The organism is Bordetella saccharivorans, from assembly GCF_045862855.1.
GTDB lineage: Bacteria > Pseudomonadota > Gammaproteobacteria > Burkholderiales > Burkholderiaceae_B > Bordetella_A > Bordetella_A petrii_F.
This window is the reverse complement of the sequence record NZ_BAAFZO010000001.1, coordinates 2,202,928-2,222,044: the sequence shown is the minus strand read 5'-3', so window position 1 is coordinate 2,222,044 and position 19,117 is coordinate 2,202,928. Positions and strand designations below refer to the sequence as shown.

The following is a 19,117-nucleotide window of genomic DNA, read 5'->3' as shown; positions in this document are numbered from 1 at the left end:
CCACGCGAATATCAAGTCCACCCAAACGATAGTCACGGCAGATGCTGTCGACCCCTGGAGGCTTCTCCATGAGCGATTTCCTTTCCTATACCCAGCAAGGCCACGTGGTGACGCTGACCATGAACCAGCCGGAGACGCGCAACCCGCTCACGGGCAATACCGCCGTGGACGAGTTCGTGACCGCCATCGCCCGCATCGAGGCTGATCCGGGCGTGCGCGCCGTGATCCTCACCGGCGCCGATCCGGCCTTCTCGGCCGGCGGCGACATCCGGGCCATGCGGCGGCAGGCCGATCCGTCGGTCGGGCCCGCCCACATCCGCGACGAATACCGCGCCGGCATCCAGCGGCTGCCGCTGGCGCTGTTCAACCTGGAAGTGCCGGTGATCGCCGCGGTCAATGGCCCGGCCATGGGCGCCGGCCTGGACCTGGCCTGCATGTGCGACCTGCGCATCGCGTCCGAGAAGGCCAAGTTCGCCGAGAGCTTCGTCAAGCTCGGCATCATTCCGGGCGATGGCGGCGCCTGGCTGTTGCCGCGCCTGCTGGGCATGGCGCGCGCCGCCGAACTGGCCTTCACCGCCGAGGTAATCGACGCCCAGCGCGCGCTGGAATGGGGGCTGGTGTCGCGCGTGGTGCCGCACGACGAACTGATGGACGCGGCGCGCGCGCTGGCCGAGCGCATCGCCGTGCATCCGCCGCAGGCCATGCGCATGACCAAGCGGCTCATGCGCGAGGCCTTGCATACCCGGCTGGACACGCTGCTGGAGCTTTCGGCGGCCTACCAGGCGCTGGCCCACAAGACGCCCGAACACGCCGAAGCGGTAGCGGCGTTCCTGGAAAAGCGCGCGCCCCGGTTCGACCACTGAGGCCGACGCCATGGCAGTGCCAACCAAGCCAGCCGGCAAGGGCGACGCCGCGCCCGATCCCATGCTCGACCTGCGACGGGTGCGCCAGTTCGTGGTGCTGGCCGAGACGCTGAATTTCCGGCGCGCCGCCGACCGGCTGCACATGACGCAGCCGCCGCTGACCGTGGCGATCCAGAAACTGGAAACGGACCTCGGCGCCCGCCTGTTCGAGCGCGGCGGCGCGGGCGGGGTGTCCCTGACGCCCGCCGGCCAGGCGGCCCTGGCCGAAGCGCGGCGCCTGCTCTTTCACAATGTGCAGTTGCGGGCGGCCGCGCGCGCCGCCTCCACCGGCACGGGCGGCGCGCTGCGGGTAGGCTTTGTCGGCTCCACCACCAATGGCGTCCTGCAGCGCATCGTGCGGTTGTTCCGGGCCGAGTATCCCGCTGTCGAACTGGTGCTGAAGGAAGGCACGTCGGTGCGTATCGCCGAACGGGTCGACAGCGGCGACCTGGATGTCGGGCTGGTGCGCACGCCGCTGCTGGCGCCCTCGCGCGCGCGCCTGGCGCCGCTGCTGGCGGAGGGCTTCGTGGCGGCGCTGCCGCTGGGCAATCCGCTGGCGCACAAGCCAGAGATCAAGATGGAAGAGCTGGCGGCGGAATCGTTCGTCTTCTACTCGCGCGAAGACGCCGCCGGCCTGCACGCGACCGCCATGCTGGCCTGCCAGCGCGCCGGCTTCCTGCCCCGCGTGACCCAGGAAGCCACCCAGGTGCAGACCGTACTGTCGCTGGTCGAAAGCGGCCTGGGCGTGGCGCTGGTGCCGGCCGTCATGCAATACAACCCCAGCCCGCGCGTCGCCTACCGAGCCATCGCCGACCTTTCGCCGGCGGCCGAGATCGGCCTGGCGCTGCTGCTGCCGGAACCGTCCAGCCCGGCGGCGCAGCGCTTCCGCGAAGTCGCGCTGCACTGCTTCGGCGACGACTGAGGGCGTTGCCAAGGCAGCGCAGCGACGCGCTAGTACATGTTGCGCTTGTAGTCCTGCTCCAGCCCCTTGCGCATCAGTCCGGGAACGGACACGGCGCTCCTGGCGAGCGCCGCCGCCAGGCCGCGCGTCTTGTTGAGCCGCACATGCGCGGCGAAGATCTCGGCCGGGTCGATATCGGCCGGCGGGGCCGGCGCGTCCCACGGCCGCGCGCGCGCCAGCGCCGCGCTGTCGCGCCATTCGATCGATGGCGCGGCCACGCGGGTCACCAGCTTCGGCACCTTGTCGTGCACGGCGAATTCCTCGCGCAACGCCGCGTCGGCGCTGATCTGCGCATTGCCTTGCGCGCGCGCGACCCGGCTGCTGCCGGGCACCAGCAACATGACGGCCGCGCGAGGGCGAGCCAGCATGTTGCGCAGGCTGTCGGTGCGCCGGTTGCCCGGCCGCTCGGCGAAGCAGATGCCGCCATCGCAAGGCCGGACCAGCAGGCCGGCGGGATCGCCCTTGGGACTCAGGTCGGTGCGCAGCGCGTCGTCCGCAGTGGCCAGCGCCATGAAGCGGCTCGCCGCCAGGAAGGCGGCCGGGTCCGCGGCCGCCCCGGGCGCGGGCGTCGCGGCCGGCCGCCAGAAATCCGAGCGCAGCAGGGCCTTGGCGCAATGCGCATAGCATTCGTCCACCGCGACGATGGCGTCGCCGGCCTCTAGCGCCGCCACCCGGCCGTTCACGCGCAAGGTCTCGCCCAGGCCGGGAACCAGGAACAGCAGGCCGACGCCACGGCCCGGCTGCGCGTGCGCCGGATCGTCCAGCGCCGCGCACGGCAGGCGCAGGCGCTGCGTGTCGAGCGGCGCCGCGAAACCGGGCGACCCTCCGGCCAGCGTGACCTCGACCTGCCGGGTATCGCTGGTGGCCACGCACGCCAGCGGCGACGCCTGCAGCCAGCGCCGGGCGTGCGCGTCCAGGTGGTCGATCACCTTCAGGTCAATGGCAGCGGGCCGCGCGCCGATCCGGGCCTCCAGGGCCTCGATCGTGTGAATCGGGTTATCCAAGCACGCCTCCTCGGCATGGTTGTGGCGCACCCAATAATAAATGAGAATTGTTATTAATAACAGAGCTGCCGTGCCGCGCCGCCGGCGACCCGCCGTCCGCCTACAGCGCCGCGGCCAGCGCGGCCGCCAGGTCGCCGCGCTTTTCCACTCGCACCCGGCGCAATCCCAGCCAGCCCGCCATGCGCTCGAGCTCGGCCGCCAGCTTCGCCGGGGTCGCCGTGCCCGCGCCCGGTTCGGCATGGCTGGCTTGCACGATCAGCACCGAGCCCTTGCGGTCGGCCTTGAGGTCGACCCGCGCGGTGAGGGCATCGCCCTCCAGGAAGGGCAGCACGTAGTAGCCATGCACGCGCTTGTGCGCCGGCGTGTAGATCTCGAGCCGGATGCGCACGCCGAACAGGCGCTCGGCGCGGTCGCGGAACCAGATGAGGTTGTCGAACGGCGACAGCAGGGCCGTGGCCTCCATGCGGCGCGGCCGGCGCGCCGCCGGATCGAGGTAGGCAGGCTCGCGCCAGCCGCGCACCGAGGCCGGCAACAGGTCGCCGGCCTCGACCAGCTCGCGCAGGCGCGCGCGGGTTTCGTCCACGCCCATGCGGAAATAATCGCGCAGGTCGCGCTCGGTGGCGATGCCCATGGCGCGGGCGGCGATGCGCAAGAGGTCGCGCTGCGCGGCGGCGCGCGGCGGGGTCGGGATGTCACGCACGTCCTTGGGCAGGACCCGGTCGGGCAGGTCGTAGACGCGCTCGAAGGTGCCGCGGCGCGTGGCGGCGGTCAGCTCGCCGGCCCAGAACAGGCATTCGAGCGCGCGCTTGGCCTCGCTCCAGCCCCACCAGCCGCCCTGCCCCTTGTGCCCCATCTGCAGTTCGGAGGCCGACAGGGGGCCGCGTCCGGCGATCTCGTCCAGGACGCTGTCGATGAACCCGCGCCGCTCATGCAGGAAACGCGCGATGCCTTTCCAGGTGCCCAGGCCGGCCCGGGCATCCTGCATGCGCCAGCGCAGCAGCGGCTGGCTGGCCAGCGGCAACAGCGAGGCTTCGTGGGCCCAGTACTCGAACAGCGGCCGCTTGCGGCCCCAGGCCAGTTCTTCCAGCAGGTTCTGCGGATACGCCCCCAGCCGCGAATAGGCCGGCAGGTAATGCGTGCGGCAGACCACGTTGACCGAATCGATCTGGATCACGCCCAGCCGGCCCAGCAACGCCGTCAACTGCCGGCGGCCCACCGGGCCGTCGCGCGGCCCGCCGAAACCCTGGGCCGCCAGCGCGATGCGGCGCGCCTGGCCGTCGGTCAGCGCCAGCGGTTCAGTTGCGGAGCTGCGCGCGATCGACAATCTCGCCCCATCGCTGGTATTCGGCACTGGACAGTTCGGCCAGTTCACGCGGCGTAGACGCCTGCGGGCTGAAGCCGGCGTTCTCCAGCGTCGTTTTCACCTCGGCGGACTCGAGCGCCGCGCGAAACGCCTGGTTGAGCCTGGCCACCACGTCCGGCGCCATGCCCGCCGGCCCGTACAGCGCAAACCAGGGATCCACCGCATAGCCCGCCACGCCGGCCTCCTGGATGGTCGGCACCTCGGGCAACTGGGCATTGCGGCGCGACCCCGCCACCGCCAGCGCCTTGAGCTTGCCAGCCTTGATGTGCGGCAGCGAGGCCGGCAGATTGTCGAACATCACCTGGATCTGCCCGCCCATCATGTCCGTCAGCGCCGGTGCGCTGCCCTTGTAGGCCACATGCGCCAGCTCGGTGCCCGTCATCTGGCCGAACAGCACGCCCGCCAGGTGCATCGAAGTGCCGGTGCCCGCCGCGCCGTAGATCAGGCCCGGGTTCTGCCTGGCATAGGCGATGAACTCCTGCACATTGGCCACCGGCACCGACGGGTTCACTTCGAGCACGATGGTCGACATGCCCAGCATGGTGATGGGGGTGAAGTCCTTGGTCGGGTCGAACTTCATTTCCTGGTACAGGTGCGGGTTCACCGCATTGGTGGAAATGGCGCCCATGCCCACGGTATAGCCATCGGGCACGGCCTGGGCCACCTGCGCCATGCCGATGTTGCCGCCGGCGCCCGGCTTGTTCTCGACGATGACCGGCTGGCCGAGCGCATCGGCAACCTGCTTGCCGACCGTGCGCGCCACCAGGTCGGTCGTGCCGCCCGGCGCATACGGCACGATGAACTTGATCGGCTGGGACGGGAACGTATCGGCTGCCGCCGGGGCGCCCGCCGACAGGCCCAGCGCCAGCAATGCCGGCCACGCGAGGGAAATCCTGCGCACGCTTGTCTCCTGGTGGTTCTTGATGGCGTCGATATTATTCGATCCGCGCCGAAGCATGCATCCCGACGCCCCGCCGCGCAGTAGACTGTGTAGCCCCATCCTGCCCGGAGCAATGCGCCATGCCCTCGCCCGCCGTCGACAAATGCGCCGCCTTCCACGCCCTGCACCAGCAGGGCTGCTTCATCCTGCCCAACCCCTGGGACACGGGCAGCGCCCGCTACCTGCAAAGCCTGGGGTTCAAGGCACTGGCCACCACCAGTTCGGGCATGGCCTGGTCGCACGGCCGGCCCGATGGCGGCGCGCCGCTCGACCTGGTGCTCCAGCACTTGCGCGAGATCGTGGCGGCCACCGACCTGCCGGTCAACGCCGACTTCGAGAACGGCTACGCGCCCGACGCCGAAGGCGTGGCGCGCAATGTGCGCCTGGCCGTGGACACCGGCGTGGCCGGCCTGTCGATCGAGGACTCCACCGGCAACCCGGCCGATCCGCTATTTCCCATCGATGTCGCGGTCGCCCGCCTGAAGGCAGCGCGCGGCGCCATCGACACCGCGGGCACGGGCACCCTGCTGGTGGGCCGCGCCGAGAACTTCATCGCCGGCCGCCCCGACCTGGACGACACCATCGCCCGCTTGCGCGCCTATGCCCAAGCGGGCGCCGACTGCCTGTACGCGCCCGGCATCCGCACAAGCGAGCAGATCGCGGCGGTGGTGGCGGCGGTGGCGCCCAAGCCGGTGAACCTGCTGGTCGGCGCCACCAGCGAACTCAGCCTGGCCGACATCGCCGCCCTGGGGGTGCGCCGCATCAGCGTGGGCGGCGCGCTGGCCCGCGCGGCCTGGGCGGGGTTCATGCAGGCGGCCCAGGCTGTCGCGCAGGGGCGCTTCGATATCGCCTTCGCCGATGCGGCGTCCGGCGACGCGCTGAACGGGCTGTTCGGGCCGCCCCGGCAGTGAACTGACCGGAACGGCAATTCAGGGGCAAGAAGACGAGTGCGGAACATCCCGGCGCGGACGTAGACTGCGCATCATGGAGCCTCGCGCTCGACGCCGGCGCCGCCAGCGCCTGGCAACGGCGGCGACAGGCGCATTTACCCTCGTGTGAAGGAATCCGGACATGTCATACGCATACAAGACCGTGGCCACCCCGGTAGGCCAGTTGAAGCTGGTGGCCAGCGGCGCGAAGCTCGCCGCCATCCTCTGGGAAAACGACCGCCCCGACCGGGTGCGTCTCGGTCCCATGCAGGAAGAGCCGCAGCGCCCCGTCCTGCTGGAAGCCGAGCGCCAGCTCGGCGAATATTTCGCCGGGACCCGCGACCGGTTCGACTTGCCGCTGGAGTTCGCCGGCACGGAATTCCAGAAGCAGGTGTGGTCGGCGCTGTTGACCATTCCCTATGGCGAGACGCGCAGCTACAGCGACATCGCGGCGCAGATCGGACGCGCCAAGGCCGTGCGCGCGGTAGGCGCGGCCAACGGGCGCAACCCGATTTCCATCGTGGCGCCCTGCCATCGCGTGGTCGGCGCGTCCGGCGAGCTGACCGGTTTCGCCGGCGGGCTGCGCGCCAAGGCGCTGCTGCTGGCGCTGGAAAGCGGACAGGGGCAGCTGGCGGCATGAGCGCGGACACCGGCGTCATCATCGGCGCGGACGGCCTGGCGCGGCCGCCCTGGGCCGCGCACGACCCGCTTTTGCGCCACTACTACGACACCGAATGGGGCATGCCGGTGCGCGACGAGCGCGGGCTGTTTGAACGGCTCAGCCTGGAGTGCTTCCAGTCGGGGCTGTCATGGGCCACTATCCTGCGCAAGCGCGAAGCCTTCCGCGCCGCCTTCCGGCAGTTCGACGTGGACACCGTGGCGGCATTCACGCAGGGCGACATCGAGCGGCTGCTGGCCGACCCGGGCATCGTGCGCAACCGCGCGAAAATCCTCGCCACTGTCAACAATGCCGCGGCCGCGATCGCGCTGCGGGCCGACGGGGGGCTGGCGCAGTTCATCTGGTCGTTCCAGCCGGCCCAGACACCAACGCCGCGCACGGTGCGCGACATTCCCACGGTGTCCGAGGCCTCGACCGCCCTGAGCCAGGCGCTGCGCCGGCGCGGCTTCAAGTTCGTCGGCCCGACCACCATGCACGCGCTCATGGAAGCTACCGGCATGATCGACACGCACCTGGTCGACAGCCACCGCCGCGGCAGTTCCGGCATCTGGCCGCGCTGAGGCGGCCGCCCGCCCGCGCCGCCGCTCTTTGCGTTTGTTTACATTGCGCCGGCCTGCCGGGCCGCCGCAGCGGGGATAATGCAGGGGTCATCCAGCCAGGATCCGAACCATGAAGCATCTCGTCCCCCGTCTCCTGTTGATCGGCGCGCTGGGCGCGCTGGCCGCCTGCACCATGAACGATCAATCATCCACTCACGCCGGCAAGCCGGCCACTGCCGCCGCCACCTTGTCGGCCTACCACTGGGACCTGACCCAGGCGCAAGACGCCGCCGGCGCGACGCAAACCCGCTGGGTGCCGCCCAAGACGCTGCGCGGCGCGCCGCTGCGCCTGACCTTCGCCGATCAGCGCGTCTCGGTGGCCGGCCTGTGCAACCGGCTCGGCGGCGGCTACCAGACCGAGGGCGACCGCCTGAAGATTTCGCAGATGGTGGGCACCATGATGGCCTGCGGCGATGCAGCCGTGATGCAGTACGAGCACGACGTGGCCCGCCGCCTGCCGCAGGCGACGACCTGGCGCATCGCCGATGGCGCGGACAACCCCACCCTGACGGTCGGCTTCGACGATGGCGCGCAATGGACCTTGACGGGCACGCCCACCGACGAAACCCGCTACGGCTCGGCCGGCCAGACCATGTTCCTGGAAGTGGCGCCGCAGCGGGTGGCCTGCTCGCATCCGCTGATCCCCAACATGCAGTGTCTGCAAGTGCGCGAAATCCAGTACGACGCCAACGGCGTCAAGACCCGCCAGGGCGAATGGCAGGCCTTCTACAGCGAAATCGACGGCTACACCCACGAGCCCGGCGTGCGCAACGTGCTGCGCATCAAGCGCTACGAGCGCACCAATGTTCCGGCCGACGCCTCGCGCTACGCCTACGTGCTGGACATGGTGGTCGAAAGCGAGCAGACCGGCAGCCGCTGAAGTCCGCCGCGCCGGGCCGCACTGTGGGCCGGCGCGGCCGCTTTGGTTGTTCCGCAAGACCCTCAATAGCGCTGGCCTTGATTCTTGTCATTGGACAGCGTCGATCATGATGCCACCATCTGAGAGAAAACAATTCTCGTTACAGCATCATGAGCTATCCCGTTCTACTGGCCCTGCACCTGATCGCGGCCATCGCGTTCGCCGGCACGGTGTTCTTCGAAGTCGTGATGCTGGACGGCGTGCGCAGGCACGTGCCGCGCGAGGCGCTGCGCCTGGTCGAAAGCGCCATTGGCGCCCGGGCGCGGCGCGTCATCCCCTGGGTATTGCTGGTGCTGTACGGCGCGGGAGCCGGCCTGGCCTGGCAACACCGCGCCGCACTCGCCGATCCGCTGGCCGGCAGTTTCGGGCTGCTGCTCGGTATCAAGATCCTGCTGGCGCTCAGCGTGTTTGGCCACTTCCTCGCGGCCATGGCGCTGCAGCGCCGCGGACGGCTCAATACCCGCAATTCGCGGCGCATTCATATCAGCGTCTTTTGCCACGTCGCGCTGATCGTATTGCTGGCCAAGGCCATGTTCTACATCACGTGGTAGCGCGCGCGGCGCGCTATTTGCCCGCATTCGGGAAGAACAACTGCTGGCCGTTGACCTTGTAGCTGGCGATCGCGTCCTGCCCCGCCTTGGAAGTGACCCAGTCGACGAACTGCTGCGCCGGCTTGGCCTTGACGTGCGGGTACTTGGCGGGGTTGACCACCATCACCCCGTACTGGTTGAACAGCCGCTTGTCGCCTTCCACCAGCACCTTCAGGCCGCCCGGATTCTTGAAACTGAGCCAGGTGCCGCGGTCCGACAAGACATAGGCGTCCATCGACGATGCCATGTTCAGCGCCGGCCCCATGCCGCAGCCGCAGGCCTTGTAGCCCTTGCCGTGATCCTGGACGCCGGCCGCCTTCCAGAAGCGCAGCTCGGCCGCGTGGGTGCCGCTCTTGTCGCCGCGCGAAATGAACGGGCTGTCGGTTTCGGCCAGCCTGGCGAGCGCGCGCACGATGTCGTTGCCCTTGACGCCGGCCGGGTCGGCGGCCGGGCCGATCAGCACGAAATCGTTGTACATGACCGGATAACGCCGCGTGGCATAGCCTTCCGCCACGAATTTCTCCTCGGCCGCCTGGTCGTGCACGAACAGCACGTCGGCATCGCCGCGACGCGCCATGTCGAGCGCCTGGCCGGTGCCCTGCGCCACCACCTTGATGTCGATGCCGCTGGCCTGCTTGAAGGCGGGCAGCAGGTGCGAGAACAGGCCCGACTGCTCGGTGGACGTGGTCGAGGCCATGACGATGGTCTCGGCGCCCGCGGCCGGCGCGGCCAGCGCCGCCACCGCCAGCACGGCCGGCATGACGGCGCGCCGCCATGGCATGGGTAGGATCTTCATGGTATGCGTTCTCCTTTGACGAACAGGCTCGCCGCCTCGGGCAGCGGGCCGTAGAAAAAATCGTCCACCGGCAGATCGGCCACGACGCGCCCCCGTTCCAGGTAAATGACGCGGCGCGCCAGCCGCTTGACCTGTCCCAGGTTGTGGCTGCTGAACATCATCGCGGGTGCGCACTGCGCGCCCGGCTGCGCGAAGTCCTGCATCATCTGCTCGACCTCGCGCTTGGCGTGCGGGTCCAGGCTGGCGGTGGGTTCATCCAGCAGCAGCACCTCGGGCGCCAACGCCCAGGCCCGCGCCATGGCCAGGCGCTGCTGCTGGCCACCCGACAAGGCCTTGGCATTGCGCGCGGCCAGTCCGTCCATGTCGACCCGTGCCAGGGCCTGCAGCGCGCGGGCGCGCGCCTCGCGCCAGCGCACGCCGCGCAGCCACGGCCCCAGCGCGACATTGTTCAGCACCGAGGTGCGCAGCATGTAAGGGTGCTGGAACAGCATGGCCTGGCGCCGGCGCGCCACGCAGCGGGCCTGGCCGCGCGTCGGCTGCAGCAGGCAGTGCAGCACGCGCAGCAGCGTGCTCTTGCCGCTGCCGTTGGCCCCCACCAGCGCCACGCATTCGCCGGCGCGGATAGTCAGCGAGACCGCTCGCAATGCGGCCACGCCGCCGTAGTCGACATCGACGCCGCGCAGGTCGAACAGGATATCGGACGCGACGCGAGCCGCGCGGCGTTCGGCAGCGCCGGCCGCCACCGGCCCGGTGTCGCAGGCGGGCGCCTTCATGATGCCGCCCCGCCATACAGGCCGGAAAGCCCGGCGTCGCGCCGCTCGCGCCAGCGCCGCACCAGCCCGGCCAGCGTGTTGAGCAGCAGCACCACCAGCAGCAACAGCAGGCCCAGCGCCAAGGCCAGGGGCAGGTCGCCCTTGCTGGTCTCCAGCGCGATGGCGGTAGTCATGACGCGCGTGTAGCCCTCGATGTTGCCGCCCACCACCATGACGGCGCCGACTTCCGAGATGGCGCGGCCGAAGCCGGTAATGACGATGGTCAGCAGCGTGAAGCGTTCATCCCACAACAGCAGCAGGCTGCGCACCAGCGCGCGGGCGCGCAGCGAACGCAGTTGTTCGCCATGGCGCCGGTCGGCGTCTTCGATGGTCTGGCGCACCAGCGCGGTGACCACCGGACAGACCAGCACCGCCTGGGCCAGCACCATCGCCTGGAACGAAAACAGCCAGCCCAGGAACCCCAGCGGGCCGGAATGCGACAGCAGCAGGTAGACCGCCAGGCCCACCACCACCGAGGGCAGGGCCAGCGACGTATTGAGCAGGGTGAGCACGATGCCGCGGCCCCGGAACCGGGCCACCGCCAGCCACGAGCCGGCCAGCATGCCGAGCGCGCAGGCCAGCGCGCAGGCACAGGCGCTGACCGCCAGGGAACGCGCCACGATGGCAAGCAGTGCCGGATCGGCAGCGGCGATCAGGCGCAGCGCTGTCGTCGCGCTTTCGGTCATAGTGTTCATGGCGTCTCTTCCCTGGGCTGGGGAAGAGCGTAGCCCAGCAGTATCATGCAAACCATATGAATAGCTTTTCATAGGCCGCGCGGCAGCCCGGGCGCGGCCATTTCGGGCATACTCGCTGGCGTGCATCGCATCGACCTTTCCTACCAGCTGGGCGGCACCGACGCCCCTCCGAGCGTCATCGGCAACGCGCTGATGGACCTGCTGTTCGCCGTGCGCGAACAGGGCTCGATCTCGGCCGCGGCCAAGGCGCTCAACCTGTCGTACCGGCATGTCTGGGGCGAGCTGAAGAAATGGGAGCAAGCCCTGGGCCGCACCCTGATCGTCTGGGACAAGGGCCAGCCCGCGCGCCTGAACGAGTTCGGCGAAAAGCTGCTGTGGGCCGAGCGCCACGCGCAGGCGCGGCTGGCTCCGCAGATCAACGCGCTGCGCGCCGAACTGGAACGCGCCTTCGCGGTCGCCTTCGACGACGCCGCGCACGTGGTGTCGCTATATGCCAGCCACGACGACGCGCTGGACGCCTTGCGCGGCCACGCGGTGGCCAGCGACAAACTGCACCTGGACATCCGCTTCACCGGCAGCGTCGATGCGATCCGCGGGTTGAACGAGGGGCGTTGCGTGATGGCAGGCTTTCATACGCGCCGCGACCCCGTGCCGGGCTCGCTCACCGAGCGCAGCTACAAGCCGCTTCTCAAGCCCGGCCTGCACAAGCTGATCGGCTTCGCGCAGCGCCAGCAGGGGCTGATCGTGGCGCGCGGCAATCCCAAGGGGCTGGCCGGCGTACAAGACCTGCGCCGCCCCGGCGTGCGCTACGTGAACCGCGCGCTGGGCACCGGCACCCGGGTGCTGTTCGACGAACTGCTGGAACAGGCCGGCCTGGCCGCCAGCGCCATCGACGGCTATGCCCGCACCGAACCCTCGCACGCCGCCGTGGCGCACGCCATCGCGGCCGGCAGCGCCGACGCCGGCCTGGGCATCGCCCCGGCCGCGCGCCACCACCATCTGGATTTCGTGCCGCTGGTGTCGGAAAACTACTTCCTGGTCTGCCTGAAGTCCTCGCTCGACCACCCCTCCACCCAAGCCCTGCTGGCCATTCTGCGCAGCGAACGCTGGCAGGCGGCGCTGGCCGCCATGCCGGGCTACGCGCCGGCTCCCAACAGCGGCCAGGTGCTATCAATGCGGCGCGTGCTGCCGTGGTGGAGCTTCCCCGCAAAAAAGCCACGGCGCAGCCGATCCGGCTCGTTGTAGCCAGGTGTCTGACACCCTTTCAAAGTGCCTTGCGCAGGCGATCACCGTCGCGCGGGGTGTCGGACACCTCGCCGCATCCCATCATTGCCGGATTTCAGGGCGCCGACGCCGGCGCCCGCGCGGCCGCCAGTTCGGGCTGCAGTAGCAGCCGCTCGGGCGCGGTGTAGCACACGAAATGCCGGTTCACCGCCCGCCCGATGGCGCACAGCCCGAGACCGCGCGCGATCTCATAGCCCATTTGCGTCATGCCGCTGCGCGACACCACGATGGGCACCCCCATCTGCGCCGACTTCATGATCATCTCGCTGGTCAGCCGCCCGGTGGTGTAGAAGATTTTGTCGGCGCCATCCTGGCCGGCCTCGGGCTGCATCCACATCCAGCCGGCCAGCGTGTCGATGGCGTTGTGGCGCCCCACGTCCTCCACGAACATCAGCATGTCCGCGCCGCGGAACAGCGCGCAGCCGTGCACCGAGCCGGCCGACTTGTAGGTGGTTTCCTGCACGCGGATGGCATTCAGCAGGCCATAGAGCTGCGCCTGCGTGACGCTGGCCTGCGGCGCCAGGCGGATGTGGTCCAGCTCTTCCATCAGGCCGCCGAACACGCTGCCCTGCCCGCAGCCGGTGGTGACCACGCGCTGGGCGGTGCGGGCCTCCAGGTCGGCAATGCCGTGGCGGGTCTCGACCGCGGCGGCGTTGACTTCCCAGTCGACCATGATCGACAGCACGTCGCTCACTTCGCTGATCAGGCGCTGGTTGCGCAAATAGCCCAGCACCAGCAGTTCCGGCATGGCGCCCAGCGTCATCAGCGTGACCAGCTCACGCCGGTCCACATAGATGGTGAGCGGCCGCTCGGCCGGGATCGACACGGCCTCGGTCGCGCCGTGCTCGTTGACGACGGTGACGGCGCGCGTCAGCGGCGCGCGGGCCTGGGTCAGGCGCGGCAGGGACAGGCTGGACGCGGTCACTTGGCGGGCTTGCCCTCGGCATCGGGCTGCGGCGAACTGGGCGGCTGGCTGGCGGTTTCGGCCGGCGAGTGCGCGCCGGACCCCTCGCGCGCCTGCACCGGCGCCGGCGCATACACGAAGGGCCCGGGGTCCTTGCACTCGGGCGTGGCCACGGGCTGGCCGAGCGGCTTGCCCGCCATCTTGGCCTCCGCGAAATATTCGGCCACGACCTTGTCCTGCGATTGGCACAACTGGTAGGCCGCCACGCTGGCGCTCCAGGCCGCCTTGGCCTTCGCCTCGGCTGCCTTGGCCTGGGCCTCCGGGCTGAGCGGCGGCAGGGTCGCGTAAGCGTTGGCGGCCAGGGCGGCCAGCGACAGGGCAACGATGATCTTCATGGCGTGCTCCTTGAATGCCGGCTCAGACGCCGGCCGGCGTGGCCTTGCCGCGCCGCTTGGCGGCCCGGTCGGCGGTACGCTGGGCCGGCACCCGGCCCGCCTGGATATCCTCGTACCACACGTCGTGGTGCTCGCGCGCCCAGGTCTCGTCCACGTAGCCGGTCTTCATGGCGCGGAAGGCGCCTTGCATGCCGATGGTGCCAAGGTAGATGTGGCCCATGATCATGCACATCATGAGGATCACCGACACCGCGTGGATCATGTGCGCGATCTGCATGTTGCCGCGCGTGTACAGCAGGGGATCCGGGACCACGCGGTCCAGGAACAGGCCCGAGCCCACGGCGACGAGGCCCAGGACCAACATGCCGACCCAGAACATCAGTTTCTCGCCGGCGTTGAAGCGGCCGGCCGGCACATGCTGCGCGCGCAGCAGGCCGCCGCCCTTGCGCAGCCAGGTCAGGTCATAGCGGCGCAGCAGGTTGTCCTTGGCGAAGGTGATCAGCACGACCACCAGCGACACGGCGAAGACCGGTCCGACGAAATTGTGCACGGTTTTCAGGACCCACGTCAGCCAGCCGAATATTGCGCCGCCCATCCAGGGCAGCAGGAAGAACTTGCCGAACGCCATCACTATGCCGGATATGGCCAGGATGACGAACGCAGTGGCGTTGACCCAGTGGGCGGCGCGCTCGAAGTAGGTGAAGCGCTCGATCTTGCGACCCGTCTCGGCCCCGTGCATCTTGATGGGCCCCTTGGCCAGGTAGAACAGCGCAATGGCCACCAGCACGATCAGCAGCAGCCCCCCGCCGTACGGAATGAGCCAGTGGTTGCGCACCTGGCGCCAGGCTTCCCCGGCGGTGGTGTAGTGCGAACCCGGATACTGCACGAAGCGCTGGATCAGCACACCCGCCTCGGGCGCCTGGCTGGCCGGCAGGCTGCTGTAGCCTGGCTCGCCGGAATTGACTTGGCGCCACATGGGGGCGTTGTTGCCGGGCTGCACGCGGGCACGCTGGGCATTGGTCTGCTCGGCGTAGCCGGGCAATTCATTGGCGTCCGGCTTGACTTCGAAGATGTTGGCGCTCTTGATGCCGCCCAGCCCGCCGTCGGCCGGCGCGGCCGCATTCTGTGCCGCCGCCGGCGCCAGCAGCGAAGCGCTCATCAAGAGCATCGCGAAGAATGACCGTACCATGGCAGCCTCCGGTCAGTTGACTTTGTTGTACTCGTTCTGGCCGCGCTGGGTGCGCACCTTGAGCTCGCTCAGCCAACTGTTCTTGTCGCCGGGCGTCCAGCCCGATGCGACGAAATGACTTCCCGTGCCGGCATAGGCCGGCTCGCCCGTATAACTGCCGGTGCGAAGTTCCTGCGATTGTTCGGTACAGGCCGCCAGCCCCAGCGCCAGCGCCGCCATCAGCCAGGTACGCGCGCTCATGATTTCCCCTTGGTGTCGGCGGCCGGCGCCTGCTGCTGCGGCGGCTGGCCGGCCTGTTGCGAGCCGTAGGCCGTGCCCCAGCCCCACACCTCGGCGCCCTTGCCGCGATGCAGGACGCGGGTCCGGAAAATATCGGCGATCACATCGCCATCGCCGCCCAGCAGGGCCTTGGTGGAACACATTTCCGCGCAGGCCGGCAGCTTGCCCTCGGCCAGGCGATTGCGACCGTACTTCTCGAATTCGGCGGCGCTGCCGTGCTCTTCCGGGCCGCCGGCGCAGAAGGTGCATTTGTCCATCTTGCCGCGCACGCCGAACGTGCCTTCGGACGGGAACTGCGGCGCGCCGAACGGACAGGCGTACGAACAGTAGCCGCAGCCGATACAGGTGTCCTTGTTGTGCAGCACCACGCCTTCCTCGGTGCGGTAGAAGCAGTTCACCGGACAGACCGCCATGCACGGCGCATCGCTGCAATGCATGCACGCGACCGAGATGGACTTCTCGCCCGGCACGCCGTCGTTCAGCGTCACGACCCGGCGGCGGTTCACGCCCCACGGCACTTCGTGCTCGTTCTTGCAGGCGGTGACGCAGCTATTGCATTCGATGCAGCGCTCTGCATCACAGACGAATTTCATTCTGGCCATGGCGCTCTCCTGGATCTAGGCCTTCGCGATGTTGCAGATGGTGGTCTTGGTTTCCTGCATCATCGTCACCGAGTCGTAGCCGTATGTGGTGCCGGTGTTGACCGCCTCGCCGCGCACGATCGGCGCCGCGCCTTCCGGGTAGCTGGACAGCAGGTCCGCCCCCTGCCAGCGCCCCGCGAAGTGGAACGGCATGAAAGCCGTGTCGGGCCCGACCCGCTCAGTGACCAGCGCCTGCACGTTCAGCCGCGCGCCGGTGGGCGTGGAGACCCACACCCGGTCGCCGTTGCGGATGCCGCGGTCGGCCGCCGCCTTGGGATTGAGCTCGACGAAGGCTTCCTGCTGCAGTTCCGCCAGCCACGGGTTGGAACGCGTTTCGTCGCCCCCGCCTTCGTATTCCACCAGCCGCCCCGACGTGAGGATGATGGGGAATTTCTCGTACAGCTTGTCCGCCACGTTTTTCTGCTGCAGCGATTTGTACAAGGTGGGCAGCCGCCAGAACGCCTTGAGGTCGTCGTGCGACGGATACTTGGCCACCAGGTCGGGCCGCGTGCCGTAGATGGGTTCGCGGTGCTGCGGGATGGCATCGGGGAAGTTCCACACCACCGCGCGCGCCTTGGCATTGCCGAACGGGTAGCAGCCATGGTTCTTCATGACCACGCGAATGATGCCGCCGGAGGAGTCGGTCTTCCAGTTCTTGCCCTCGGCCGCCGCCTTCTCGGCGTCGGTCAGCTCGCTCCACCAGCCCAGCTTCTTCATCAGGACGTGGTCGAACTCCGGATAGCCGGTGGTCAGGTCGGCGCCCTTCGAATGCGAACCGTCTTCGGCCAGCAGGTTGACGCCGTCGCGCTCCACGCCGAAGTTGGCGCGGAAGTTGCCGCCGCCGTCCATGACGTGCAGGCTGGTGTTGTACAGGTTGGCGGTGCCCGGGTGTTTCAGCTCGGGCGTGCCCCAGCAGGGCCACGGCAGGCCGAAGTAGTCGCCGGTGAGGTCATAGCCGGTCTCGGCGTCCTTGCCGCCCTTGGCGCGCAAGGTCTTGACGTCGAACACGTGCATGTTGCGCATGTGCGCCTTCAGGCGCTCGGGGCTCTGGCCGGTGTAGCCGATGGTCCAGCAGGAACGGTTGACCTCGCGCAACACGTCCTCGATGATGGGCTCGTCCATGCCCTTGACCTTCTGCAGCTTGTAGTTCTTGACGAACTCCTTGCCGAAGCCCAGCTTCTCGGCCAGCTGGTACATGATCATCTGGTCGGTGCGGCTTTCCCAGAGCGGCTCGATGACTTTTTCGCGCCATTGCAGCGAGCGGTTGGACGCCGTACAAGACCCGCTGGTCTCGAACTGCGTGGCCGCCGGCAGCAGGTACACCGCGCGGTTCGGGTTCAGGTCTTCGGCCTTGCCCGGCATGGCGGCCATGGCGGCGGTGGCGGACGGGTAGGGGTCGACCACCACCAGCAGGTCGAGCTTGTCCATCGCGCGCTTCATTTCCAGGCCGCGCGTCTGCGAGTTGGGCGCGTGGCCCCAGTAGAACACCGCCCGCAGGTTGGTGGGCTGGTCGATGACATCGGGGTCTTCGAGCACGCCGTCGATCCAGCGCGACACCGTGATGCCGGGCTTGGTCATCAGGTCGGGCGAGGCGTAGCGGCTCTTGATCCATTCGTAGTCCACGCCCCAGACCTTGGCGAAGTGCTTCCAGGAGCCTTCGGACAGGCCGTAGTAGCCCGGCAGCGAATCCGGGTTGGGGCCGATGTCGGTCGCGCCCTGCACGTTGTCGTGGCCGCGGAAGATGTTGGCGCCGCCGCCCGACACGCCGATATTGCCCAGCGCCAGCTGCACGATACAGGACGCGCGCACCATGGCGTTGCCGATCGAGTGCTGGGTCTGGCCCATGCACCACACCAGCGTGCCGGGACGGTTCTCGTGCAGGGTCTTGGCGACGCCGTACATGGTGGCTTCGTCCACGCCGCAGGCTTCCTGCACCTTGTCCGGCGTCCACTTGGCCAGCACGTCGGCCTTGACCTGGTCCATGCCGTAGACGCGCGCGTCGATGTAGGCCTGGTCTTCCCAGCCGTTCTTGAAGATGTGGTACAGCAGCCCGAACAGGAACGGGATGTCGGTGCCGGAACGGATGCGGATATGCTGGTCGGCCTTGGCGGCGGTGCGGGTAAAGCGCGGGTCGACCACGATCATCTTGCAGCCGGTTTCCTTGGCATGCAGCATGTGCAGCATGGAAACCGGGTGGGCCTCGGCGGCGTTCGACCCGATGTACAAGGCGACCTTGGCGTTCTGCATGTCGTTGTACGAGTTGGTCATGGCGCCGTAGCCCCACGTGTTCGCCACGCCCGCCACCGTGGTGGAATGGCAGATGCGCGCCTGGTGGTCGCAGTTGTTGCTGCCCCAGTAGCTGACGAACTTGCGCATCAGGTACGACTGCTCGTTGCCATGCTTGGACGACCCGATCCAGTAGACCGAGTCCGGCCCGCTTTCCTTGCGCAGCTTCATCAGGTGGGCGCTGATCTCGTCCAGCGCCGTGTCCCAGCTGATGCGCTGGTATTTGCCGTCGACCAGCTTCATGGGATAGCGCAGGCGGTGTTCCCCGTGGCCGTGCTCGCGGATCGCGGCGCCCTTGGCGCAATGCGCGCCCAGGTTGATGGGGGAATCAAACACCGGCTCCTGCCGCACCCAGACGCCGTTCTCGACCACGGCGTCGATGGCACAGCCCACCGAACAGTGCGTACAGACGGTGCGGCGCACTTCGGTCTTGGTGTCGCCCACGGCGATCTTGCGTTCTTCGGCCGCTTCGGCGCGCTTGACCAGCGCCAGCGGCGCGGCCGCCAGGCTGGCGCCCACGCCGATGCCGGAACGGCGCAGGAAGGCCCGGCGGTCCATGGTGGGCAGCGCCTGAGACAGGCCCCGCCGCAGGCTCTGCACGAAATGCGACTCGGCCACGCCGTCGCACGCGGCGTCTGTTTTCTTGGTAAGCAGCATGGCTGGCTCCGGTTCAGACCAGCGTGGTCTTGTAGTACCGCTTGACGTGTTCGCTCAGCCGGTAGCCGCCGCCCTTGGCGGGAGCGGCCGCCGGCGCCGCGGCGGGCTGCCCGGCCGGGCGCGCGGACGGCAGGACCGCCGCGCCGGCCGCCGCGGCAGCAGCCGTAGTGGTGCCGGCCAGGAACATCCGACGCGAAAGTGGGGGAGATTTCTGCGGCATGTGTCCGTCTCCTTGGAGGCAACCAGATATGAAATGCTTTGCATACTGTACCCCTACACCCTGGTTCCGGCAA

At 69.0% G+C, this 19,117-nt stretch carries 20 protein-coding genes and 1 pseudogene; 8 read left to right on the top strand and 13 right to left on the bottom strand.

What is annotated here, in order from left to right; genetic code table 11:
* The first annotated feature begins 68 nt into the window (after positions 1–68).
* Entirely contained in the window at positions 69–863 is a 795-nt protein-coding gene (locus ACKTT0_RS10700) for a crotonase/enoyl-CoA hydratase family protein (RefSeq protein ID WP_407849895.1), read from the top strand.
* A gap of 61 nt (positions 864–924) precedes the next feature.
* On the top strand, positions 925–1,824 hold the full coding sequence (locus ACKTT0_RS10695) for a LysR family transcriptional regulator (protein WP_407852412.1): 900 nt from the start codon (positions 925–927) through the stop codon (positions 1,822–1,824).
* Between the two features lie 29 nt (positions 1,825–1,853).
* Here the strand turns inward: ACKTT0_RS10695 and ACKTT0_RS10690 are convergent, their stop codons facing one another.
* From ACKTT0_RS10690 to ACKTT0_RS10680, 3 genes are all read right to left on the bottom strand, one after another.
* A complete protein-coding gene (locus ACKTT0_RS10690) occupies positions 1,854–2,867 on the bottom strand; it encodes a pyridoxamine 5'-phosphate oxidase family protein (protein WP_407849893.1) in 1,014 nt (337 codons plus the stop codon).
* Between the two features lie 100 nt (positions 2,868–2,967).
* Complete coding sequence (locus ACKTT0_RS10685; RefSeq protein ID WP_407849891.1) at positions 2,968–4,218, bottom strand: winged helix-turn-helix domain-containing protein; 1,251 nt, start codon at positions 4,216–4,218, stop codon at positions 2,968–2,970.
* On the bottom strand, positions 4,163–5,188 hold the full coding sequence (locus tag ACKTT0_RS10680) for a Bug family tripartite tricarboxylate transporter substrate binding protein (RefSeq protein WP_407849890.1): 1,026 nt from the start codon (positions 5,186–5,188) through the stop codon (positions 4,163–4,165). The genes ACKTT0_RS10685 and ACKTT0_RS10680 overlap by 56 nt, the downstream gene beginning before the upstream one ends.
* A gap of 62 nt (positions 5,189–5,250) precedes the next feature.
* Between ACKTT0_RS10680 and ACKTT0_RS10675 the strand changes: the two genes are divergently transcribed.
* The 5 genes and pseudogenes from ACKTT0_RS10675 to ACKTT0_RS10655 all read left to right on the top strand — a co-directional run bounded on the left by ACKTT0_RS10675 (position 5,251) and on the right by ACKTT0_RS10655 (position 8,847).
* Positions 5,251–6,081, top strand: a complete 831-nt coding sequence (locus ACKTT0_RS10675; protein ID WP_407849889.1) for an isocitrate lyase/PEP mutase family protein — start codon at positions 5,251–5,253, stop codon at positions 6,079–6,081.
* Positions 6,082–6,241: 160 nt separating this feature from the next.
* A pseudogene (locus ACKTT0_RS10670) lies at positions 6,242–6,736 on the top strand (methylated-DNA--[protein]-cysteine S-methyltransferase); the annotation flags it as partial.
* On the top strand, positions 6,736–7,338 hold the full coding sequence (locus tag ACKTT0_RS10665; RefSeq protein ID WP_407849887.1) for a DNA-3-methyladenine glycosylase I: 603 nt from the start codon (positions 6,736–6,738) through the stop codon (positions 7,336–7,338). The pseudogene ACKTT0_RS10670 and the gene ACKTT0_RS10665, both read left to right, overlap by 1 nt.
* A gap of 109 nt (positions 7,339–7,447) precedes the next feature.
* The gene (locus tag ACKTT0_RS10660; RefSeq protein WP_407849886.1) at positions 7,448–8,257 is read left to right on the top strand and encodes a DUF4377 domain-containing protein; all 810 of its coding nucleotides are present in this window, start codon (positions 7,448–7,450) and stop codon (positions 8,255–8,257) included.
* Between the two features lie 149 nt (positions 8,258–8,406).
* Positions 8,407–8,847, top strand: coding sequence for a CopD family copper resistance protein (locus tag ACKTT0_RS10655; protein ID WP_407849885.1), 441 nt, complete (start codon positions 8,407–8,409; stop codon positions 8,845–8,847).
* A gap of 13 nt (positions 8,848–8,860) precedes the next feature.
* Here ACKTT0_RS10655 and ACKTT0_RS10650 read toward each other — a convergent pair whose 3' ends face one another.
* Genes ACKTT0_RS10650 through ACKTT0_RS10640 form a run of 3 tightly spaced genes read right to left on the bottom strand, consistent with a single transcriptional unit; the run spans position 8,861 to position 11,189 of the window.
* Complete coding sequence (locus ACKTT0_RS10650) at positions 8,861–9,682, bottom strand: ABC transporter substrate-binding protein (protein WP_407849884.1); 822 nt, start codon at positions 9,680–9,682, stop codon at positions 8,861–8,863.
* Positions 9,679–10,455 (bottom strand): ABC transporter ATP-binding protein, encoded by a 777-nt coding sequence (locus tag ACKTT0_RS10645; RefSeq protein WP_407849882.1) that lies wholly within the window; start codon positions 10,453–10,455, stop codon positions 9,679–9,681. The genes ACKTT0_RS10650 and ACKTT0_RS10645 overlap by 4 nt, the downstream gene beginning before the upstream one ends.
* Positions 10,452–11,189, bottom strand: coding sequence for an ABC transporter permease (locus tag ACKTT0_RS10640; protein ID WP_407849880.1), 738 nt, complete (start codon positions 11,187–11,189; stop codon positions 10,452–10,454). The genes ACKTT0_RS10645 and ACKTT0_RS10640 overlap by 4 nt, the downstream gene beginning before the upstream one ends.
* 120 nt (positions 11,190–11,309) lie before the next feature.
* On the opposite strand from ACKTT0_RS10640, the gene ACKTT0_RS10635 reads away from it, so the two are divergent.
* Complete coding sequence (locus ACKTT0_RS10635) at positions 11,310–12,434, top strand: substrate-binding domain-containing protein (protein WP_407849879.1); 1,125 nt, start codon at positions 11,310–11,312, stop codon at positions 12,432–12,434.
* A gap of 94 nt (positions 12,435–12,528) precedes the next feature.
* On the opposite strand, the gene ACKTT0_RS10630 is transcribed toward ACKTT0_RS10635, so the two are convergent.
* From ACKTT0_RS10630 to ACKTT0_RS10600, 7 genes are read right to left on the bottom strand one after another with little or no spacing between them, the layout of a single operon-like run.
* On the bottom strand, positions 12,529–13,398 hold the full coding sequence (locus ACKTT0_RS10630) for a formate dehydrogenase accessory sulfurtransferase FdhD (protein ID WP_407849877.1): 870 nt from the start codon (positions 13,396–13,398) through the stop codon (positions 12,529–12,531).
* Positions 13,395–13,772 (bottom strand): hypothetical protein, encoded by a 378-nt coding sequence (locus ACKTT0_RS10625; RefSeq protein ID WP_407849876.1) that lies wholly within the window; start codon positions 13,770–13,772, stop codon positions 13,395–13,397. The genes ACKTT0_RS10630 and ACKTT0_RS10625 overlap by 4 nt, the downstream gene beginning before the upstream one ends.
* Positions 13,773–13,794: 22 nt before the next feature.
* On the bottom strand, positions 13,795–14,961 hold the full coding sequence (locus tag ACKTT0_RS10620; RefSeq protein ID WP_407849874.1) for a formate dehydrogenase subunit gamma: 1,167 nt from the start codon (positions 14,959–14,961) through the stop codon (positions 13,795–13,797).
* 12 nt (positions 14,962–14,973) lie between these two features.
* Positions 14,974–15,201: a hypothetical protein gene (locus ACKTT0_RS10615; RefSeq protein WP_407849873.1), complete on the bottom strand. Its 228-nt coding sequence runs from the start codon at positions 15,199–15,201 to the stop codon at positions 14,974–14,976.
* Positions 15,198–15,842 (bottom strand): formate dehydrogenase FDH3 subunit beta, encoded by a 645-nt coding sequence (fdh3B, locus tag ACKTT0_RS10610; RefSeq protein ID WP_028355180.1) that lies wholly within the window; start codon positions 15,840–15,842, stop codon positions 15,198–15,200. The genes ACKTT0_RS10615 and fdh3B overlap by 4 nt, the downstream gene beginning before the upstream one ends.
* A gap of 15 nt (positions 15,843–15,857) precedes the next feature.
* Positions 15,858–18,824, bottom strand: a complete 2,967-nt coding sequence (locus ACKTT0_RS10605) for a formate dehydrogenase subunit alpha (RefSeq protein WP_407849872.1) — start codon at positions 18,822–18,824, stop codon at positions 15,858–15,860.
* Positions 18,825–18,837: 13 nt separating this feature from the next.
* Positions 18,838–19,044 (bottom strand): formate dehydrogenase, encoded by a 207-nt coding sequence (locus ACKTT0_RS10600; protein WP_407849871.1) that lies wholly within the window; start codon positions 19,042–19,044, stop codon positions 18,838–18,840.
* Between the last annotated feature and the right edge of the window lie 73 nt (positions 19,045–19,117).

Excerpts from the sequence above, each read along its gene's own strand:
- ACKTT0_RS10700 (WP_407849895.1), top strand. The coding sequence starts at position 69 with ATGAGCGATTTCCTTTCCTATACCCAGCAAGGCCACGTGGTGACGCTG.
- ACKTT0_RS10695 (WP_407852412.1), top strand. The coding sequence starts at position 925 with ATGCTCGACCTGCGACGGGTGCGCCAGTTCGTGGTGCTGGCCGAGACG.
- ACKTT0_RS10680 (WP_407849890.1), bottom strand. The coding sequence starts at position 5,188 with ATGCTTCGGCGCGGATCGAATAATATCGACGCCATCAAGAACCACCAG.
- ACKTT0_RS10675 (WP_407849889.1), top strand. The coding sequence starts at position 5,251 with ATGCCCTCGCCCGCCGTCGACAAATGCGCCGCCTTCCACGCCCTGCAC.
- ACKTT0_RS10665 (WP_407849887.1), top strand. The coding sequence starts at position 6,736 with ATGAGCGCGGACACCGGCGTCATCATCGGCGCGGACGGCCTGGCGCGG.
- ACKTT0_RS10660 (WP_407849886.1), top strand. The coding sequence starts at position 7,448 with ATGAAGCATCTCGTCCCCCGTCTCCTGTTGATCGGCGCGCTGGGCGCG.
- ACKTT0_RS10655 (WP_407849885.1), top strand. The coding sequence starts at position 8,407 with ATGAGCTATCCCGTTCTACTGGCCCTGCACCTGATCGCGGCCATCGCG.
- ACKTT0_RS10650 (WP_407849884.1), bottom strand. The coding sequence starts at position 9,682 with ATGAAGATCCTACCCATGCCATGGCGGCGCGCCGTCATGCCGGCCGTG.
- ACKTT0_RS10645 (WP_407849882.1), bottom strand. The coding sequence starts at position 10,455 with ATGAAGGCGCCCGCCTGCGACACCGGGCCGGTGGCGGCCGGCGCTGCC.
- ACKTT0_RS10640 (WP_407849880.1), bottom strand. The coding sequence starts at position 11,189 with ATGAACACTATGACCGAAAGCGCGACGACAGCGCTGCGCCTGATCGCC.
- ACKTT0_RS10625 (WP_407849876.1), bottom strand. The coding sequence starts at position 13,772 with ATGAAGATCATCGTTGCCCTGTCGCTGGCCGCCCTGGCCGCCAACGCT.
- ACKTT0_RS10620 (WP_407849874.1), bottom strand. The coding sequence starts at position 14,961 with ATGGTACGGTCATTCTTCGCGATGCTCTTGATGAGCGCTTCGCTGCTG.
- ACKTT0_RS10615 (WP_407849873.1), bottom strand. The coding sequence starts at position 15,201 with ATGAGCGCGCGTACCTGGCTGATGGCGGCGCTGGCGCTGGGGCTGGCG.
- fdh3B (WP_028355180.1), bottom strand. The coding sequence starts at position 15,842 with ATGGCCAGAATGAAATTCGTCTGTGATGCAGAGCGCTGCATCGAATGC.
- ACKTT0_RS10605 (WP_407849872.1), bottom strand. The coding sequence starts at position 18,824 with ATGCTGCTTACCAAGAAAACAGACGCCGCGTGCGACGGCGTGGCCGAG.
- ACKTT0_RS10600 (WP_407849871.1), bottom strand. The coding sequence starts at position 19,044 with ATGCCGCAGAAATCTCCCCCACTTTCGCGTCGGATGTTCCTGGCCGGC.